The 4,463-nt window shown below is 69.2% G+C and carries 4 protein-coding genes; 1 reads left to right on the top strand and 3 read right to left on the bottom strand.

Annotation, left to right across the window (positions count from 1 at the left end; translation table 11 throughout):
- A partial coding sequence (locus Q8M88_RS04315) for an aldo/keto reductase (protein ID WP_305595016.1) occupies nucleotides 1-592 on the top strand: 592 nt, incomplete at its 5' end.
- On the opposite strand, the gene Q8M88_RS04320 is transcribed toward Q8M88_RS04315, so the two are convergent.
- The 3 genes from Q8M88_RS04320 to ppdK form a co-directional block, all read right to left on the bottom strand.
- A complete protein-coding gene (locus tag Q8M88_RS04320) occupies nucleotides 589-1,254 on the bottom strand; it encodes an SOS response-associated peptidase (protein WP_305595017.1) in 666 nt (221 codons plus the stop codon). The genes Q8M88_RS04315 and Q8M88_RS04320 overlap by 4 nt on opposite strands.
- Before the next feature lie 142 nt (nucleotides 1,255-1,396).
- Nucleotides 1,397-2,599, bottom strand: a complete 1,203-nt coding sequence (locus tag Q8M88_RS04325) for a M48 family metalloprotease (protein ID WP_305595018.1) — start codon at nucleotides 2,597-2,599, stop codon at nucleotides 1,397-1,399.
- A gap of 161 nt (nucleotides 2,600-2,760) precedes the next feature.
- The coding region (gene ppdK, locus Q8M88_RS04330) for a pyruvate, phosphate dikinase (protein ID WP_305595019.1) at nucleotides 2,761-4,463 on the bottom strand (1,703 nt) is incomplete at its 5' end.

Raw genomic sequence — 4,463 nt, forward strand, 5'->3', positions numbered from 1 at the left:
CAAGGTCCGCTACATCGGCTCATCCAACCTGAGCGGCTGGTACACCATGAAGTCCCTGGCCGCCTCCGACCGCATCGGCCTGACCCGCTACGCCAGCCAGCAGATTCAGTACTCCCTGCTGTGGCGCGACGCCGAGGACGAACTGCTGCCGCTGGGCCTCGACCAAGGCGTCGGCGCCTTGATCTGGAGCCCGCTCGCCAGCGGCTATCTCTCCGGCAAGTACCGCAAGCCCGGCGAGAACGCGGCCACCCGGCTGAGCGGCGACGCCCTGTCGACGGTGGACGACGAGCGCGCGCGAGCCATCGTCGACGTGCTGGACGACATCGCCACAACGCGGGGCGTGAGCGCCGCCCAGGTGGCGCTGAACTGGGTCGTGCGGCGCGCGGGCGTCACCTCGGTGATCATGGGCGCGCGGACCGAGGCGCAGCTTGCCGACAACCTGGCTGCGGCGCGCTGGTCGCTGAACGACGCGGAGATGGAGCGGCTGACCACGGTCAGCAAGCCGCCAAGGCGCTATCCCTACTACCACCAGGCGACGTTCGGGACCGCGCGCAACCCCGTCCCGCCGCTGCAGGCGCCCCTGTCGCTCTAGTCCGCGGTGAATGTCAGCGTGCCGGCGGGAGGCGGACGCAGCTGCGCCTCGCCAGGCCCCGACAGGTCCAGCCACTGCGCGCCGGCCGCCGCGTCGAGGATCACCGGCTGGCGGATGTGGTAGGGGCTGACGTCCTCGCCAGCCGAGCAGGTGGCGAGGGTGAAACTCTGCAGCGGGTCGTCATGGTCGCTGGGACGCGACTGCTCCCACAGGCCCGGGAAGTAAAACACCTCCTGTCCCGGCGCGGTGACCCGCCAGCGCTGCTTCAGCCCCTTGGGCTTGGCGGGATCCAGCGGGGTCCATTCGAAGAAGTGGGTCGCGGGAACCAGGCAGCGGCGGCGCGCATAGGCTTCGCGATAGGCGGGCGTTGTGGCGATGGTTTCGGCTCGCGCGTTGGTGGTCATCGCCTTCCAGGCCTTCACCGGCCCGCGATGGAAGAACGGTATCAACCACCAGCGCAGTTCGACCAGCTCCAACCCGGCCGCCGCGCCCTCTCCAGGATTACGGGCGCGCAGGATCGGTGCGGGATCGGTAGGTCGGATCAGGTCGCGAGGCTGCAGATTCGGCACCCGGCCATCGTCGAACCTTAGCGGCAGGTCAAGCTGGCGGAAGCTGTCGATCAGCTTGTCGATCGGCGCCAGGTAGCCGTAGGCGTTGCACATGGTCACCAATCTAGGACGTGACGCCGGAAACCCTCAATGATCGATCGACCCTGGCGAAGGCGAGCATCCGGTCATCACCACGCCGACAGATACGGCCGTGTCACCCCTCGCCCACCAGGATGCGGCGCGGCGTTGTCGGGTCTTACTTCCCAGGCGGCAAGCGCCCCTGTGAACCAGGGGGATGAGCGGCCTTCCAGTCCATCGCCCGGCGGATGCGTGAGCCGACCGAAGGGTGGCTGTAGAAGATCGCCTCCTCCAGATTTCCTGGCGTCGCGTAGCGGTATTCAACGGTCTTCATCAGCGCGCGGGCCAGGCCGTCCGGCTCGCGAGCGCGCTCCAGCGAGAAGCGATCGGCGGCGGCCTCGCCGATGCGGGTCATGGAGTTGGTCAACGGCGTCGCCGCCAGCGCCATGAGGGTGACAATGATCCCCACCGCCGGGAAGCCTGCAGGATCGGCGAGGCCTTCGACGCCGCGCGCGCCGGTCAGCCGCAGGACCAGGGGAAACAGCCGATCCACCAGCCAAAGGGCGAAGATCGCCAGCAGGCCGTAGCCGCCGGCCATCCACAGGACGTGGTGCTGGACATAGTGGCCCATCTCGTGGCCGACGACGGCGCGCACCTCGCCCAGGTCCGCGCCCTTGGCGAACATCACGTCGCTCATGGCGATCCGCGCGGTTCCGAATAGGCCGGAGACGTTGGCGGTGTAGCGGTTGGACTGACGCGAGCCGTCGTAGATCACGATCTTGTCGGCCGGCGCGCCGTTTTCGCGGGCCAGCCTCGCCACCGCCTCGCGGACCGGGCCGGGCGGCGCCGGGCGATAGGTGTTGAACAGCGGCTGGATGAACACAGGCGCTGCGACCATCAACAGGACGACGAAGACCGCCGTGAGCCCGCCGCTCCACACCCACCAGGTGCGCGGCGCGCGGCGGGCCAGCGCATAGAGGCCGCTCGCCAGCAGCAAGGTAATGACCATCGAGACGGCGAGCCCGATAGCGTGCTCGGTGAGCCAGCCCGTCAGAGGCTGATCGGAGAGCCCATAGCTGCGCTCGCGCGCCCAATCCTCGTAGACATCCCAAGGCGTCAGCAGCAGGCCCTCGGCCACCAGGTCGACGGCAATCACGGCGAGCACCGCCAGCCAGGGTCGGTTGATCCTGCTGCGCAGGCGCACCAGCAGGCCGGAGCGCAGCACCAGCCATGCCGCGGCGACCGCCGCCAGCGCGCCGAACAACAGCAGCCAATAGCCGCCTTGGGTGTAGGCCTGGGCGCGGGCGTGCGCCTCGGGCGGCAGTTGCGCCAGGTAGGCCGCAGTCGCGGCGGCCGGATCGAAGCTCGATGCGGGAATCATCCAGGCGCCTCCGCAGAAGCGGTCAGCTTACGGCCGCCCGGCCTGCCCTTACACTGCTCATCCCGACGAAAGCCGGACCCCAAGCGGACGATCAGCGCGCAAGGCGCAACTCAGCTTGGGCCCCGGCTCTCGCCGGGGTGAGCGGGACGTAGGGGTCGCGCCTAGCGGTCCTTCTCGCGTTCGCCGATGGCCGCCTGGGCTGCGGCCAGGCGTGCGATCGGCACGCGGTAGGCCGAGCAGCTCACGTAATCCAGGCCGACCTTTTCACAGAACTCAATCGAGGCCGGGTCGCCGCCATGCTCGCCGCAGATGCCGAGCTTGACGTCGGGACGCGCCGCGCGGCCGCGCTCCACGGCGATACGGATCAGGTCGCCGACGCCTTCCTGGTCGAGGCTGACAAAGGGGTCCTTCTCAAAGATCCCGGCCTCGATGTAGGCGTTGAGGAAGCGGCCGGAGTCGTCGCGGCTGATGCCGAACGTGGTCTGGGTCAGGTCGTTGGTGCCGAACGAGAAGAACTCGGCGTTTTCGGCCAGGTCGGCGGCGCGGATCGCGGCGCGCGGCAGTTCGATCATGGTGCCGACCAGGTACTCGATCTCGCACTTCTTCTCGGCGATCACGGCCTTGGCGATCCGATCGGTGAGCTCGCGCAGGAACTTCATCTCCTCGCCCTTGGCGACCAGAGGATGCATGATTTCCGGCACGGGAGCAGCCTTGCCCTTGCCGACGATCTCGCAGGCCGCCTCGACGATGGCGCGGACCTGCATCTCGTAGATCTCGGGATAGGCGACGCCCAGGCGGCAGCCGCGATGGCCCAGCATGGGGTTCACCTCGTGCAACTCGCGGGCGCGCTGCATCAGCTTGGCGGGATCTAGGCCGGTGGCCGCGGCGACGGCGGCGACATCCTCCTCGGTGTGCGGCAGGAACTCGTGCAGCGGCGGGTCGAGCAGGCGGATGGTGACCGGCAGTCCCTCCATGATCTCGAACAGCTCGACGAAATCGGCACGCTGCATCGGCAGGATCTTGGCGAGCGCCGTGCGGCGGCCCTGCTCGTCGTCGGCCAGGATCATCTCGCGCACAGCGGCGATCCGGTCGGTGTCGAAGAACATGTGCTCGGTGCGGCACAGCCCGATGCCTTCGGCGCCGAATTGGCGGGCTGCGCGGGCGTCCTGGGCGGTTTCGGCGTTGGCGCGGACCTTCAGCCGGCGCACGCCGTCGGCCCAGGTCATCAGGGTCGCGAAATCACCGGACAGCTCGGGTTCGATCATCTGCACCGCGCCCTCCAGCACCTCGCCGGTGGAGCCGTCGATGGTGATGATGTCACCGGCGCGCCAGGTGCGGCCACGGACGCGCATCTCGCCGGCCTTGCCGTCGATGTGGATCTCGCCAGCGCCGGAGACGCAGGGACGGCCCATGCCGCGGGCGACGACAGCGGCGTGGCTGGTCATGCCGCCCCGGGCGGTGACGATGCCGCGCGCGGCGTGCATGCCGTGGATGTCCTCGGGCGAAGTCTCCTCGCGCACCAGGATCACGGCGTCACCCAGCTGGGCCAGACGCTCGGCCTCGTCGGCGTCGAACACGATCTTGCCCGTCGCGGCACCGGGCGAGGCCGGCAGGCCGGCGGCGACCACGGTGCGGCTGGCCTTGGGGTCGAGGGTCGGGTGCAGCAGCTGGTCGAGGGCCGAGGGTTCGACGCGGGAGATCGCCTCCTCCTGCGAGATCACCCCCTCGGCGGCGAGGTCGACGGCGATCTTCAGCGCGGACTTGGCCGTGCGCTTGCCGTTGCGGGTCTGCAGCATCCACAGCCGGCCCTGTTCGACCGTGAACTCGATGTCCTGCATGTCGCGATAGTGGTTTTCCAGCCGCC

The sequence above is a fragment of the Phenylobacterium sp. genome (assembly GCF_030693805.1).
In the GTDB taxonomy this organism is placed as follows: Bacteria; Pseudomonadota; Alphaproteobacteria; order Caulobacterales; family Caulobacteraceae; genus Phenylobacterium.